Source organism: Bradyrhizobium sp. Kon10 (assembly GCF_055807395.1).
Genome location: NZ_JBVVOZ010000099.1, coordinates 1 through 1,190, shown reverse-complemented (window position 1 = coordinate 1,190; position 1,190 = coordinate 1). Strand labels below are relative to the sequence as shown.

Sequence of the window (1,190 nt, the reverse complement as noted above, 5' to 3'; positions counted from 1 at the left end):
CCTCTCCCCTTGTGAGGGCTTTGCACAGAGGGGCGAGCGGGCGCTTGAGGTGCGTCGCGGGCTTTTTTTGCTGTCAGCCCGCTGCAGTGAGCGGCATTTTGCTCATTTCACCCCTGTTGTCCTCCGTTTTTTCAAACGGAGACGGACTCTGGGCGTTGCGCGGCCAAGGCGCCGGCCGCGCGACGCAGATTGTAGGCGCAACAGGCCAGCACGATGTGCGTCTGGTTGCGCGCGAAGTTGAAGAAGCGCATCCGCCGCAGACCATAATGCTCCTTGAACACGGCGTACGGTCGCTCCACGGCTGAGCGTATCTTCGCGATCAGCTTGTTGCGCAGCTTCTGTCGTGGCGGCAGTTCGGGATGATGCTTGTTCGGACGACGCATCAGGCGATCCTTGATACCGGCTTCGGTCAGGCGCGCATGCCGGGCATGCGTGTAATAGGCCTGATCGCCATAGACCGCTTCCTCATCACCACAGAACAGACGATCCGCCGGCTCTGTATCAGTGATCGAGGCATCCGTCATGTGGACACGACGAATGATGGTGTGACCGGCATCCACACCCGTGTGGATCTTGTAGCCGAACACGCTCTTTTTGCCTTTCCGGCCCCAGCGTGCATCGCGATCCGCAGATGGCGTATCCTCGCCATCCTTGCGTGCCTTGCGGGGCGGAGTGGCTCGGGCCGGGATCAACGAGGCGTCGACCAGCGTCCCCTGCTTGAGGATCAGCTTCTTGGCCTCCAACTGCCGATTGATCTCCGCGAACACCTTCTCGATCAGACCGTCCTTGGCGAGTTCCTGCCGAAACCGCCACAATGTCGTGTGATCCGGGGTCTGATCGTGCAGGCTCAGACCAACAAAGCGACGAAACGACAGCCGGTCCGCAATGGCGGCTTCCAACGCCGGATCGGACAGATTGTGCCAGATCCCGGCGAGCAAGCAGCGAAGCAAGACTTCCGCTGGATAGCTGCTGTTGCCGGCACCATCGCCACCCCGCTTGCCAAGCAGCGAGCGGAGCGGCGCCCAATCCACAACAGCCTCCACCTCATCCAGGATGCTGCCTCGGCGTGCCCGAACCAGGACATCCGCCAAGCTCATTTGACCGACATTGCGCTCGACCATGCTTGGCTCACCTCGCTAGAATCAGCCATGATTCAAAGAATCACGTGCAACCGATTGTGCAAAGCCCTC

Annotated in this window: 1 protein-coding gene; it reads right to left on the bottom strand. The window is 60.8% G+C overall.

Annotation, left to right across the window (positions count from 1 at the left end; genetic code table 11):
- Positions 1–131: 131 nt before the first annotated feature.
- Positions 132–1,097 (bottom strand): IS5 family transposase, encoded by a 966-nt coding sequence (locus AC0L2O_RS36200; protein ID WP_473373121.1) that lies wholly within the window; start codon positions 1,095–1,097, stop codon positions 132–134.
- Positions 1,098–1,190: the final 93 nt, after the last annotated feature.

Excerpts from the sequence above, each read along its gene's own strand:
- AC0L2O_RS36200 (WP_473373121.1), bottom strand. The coding sequence starts at position 1,097 with ATGAGCTTGGCGGATGTCCTGGTTCGGGCACGCCGAGGCAGCATCCTG.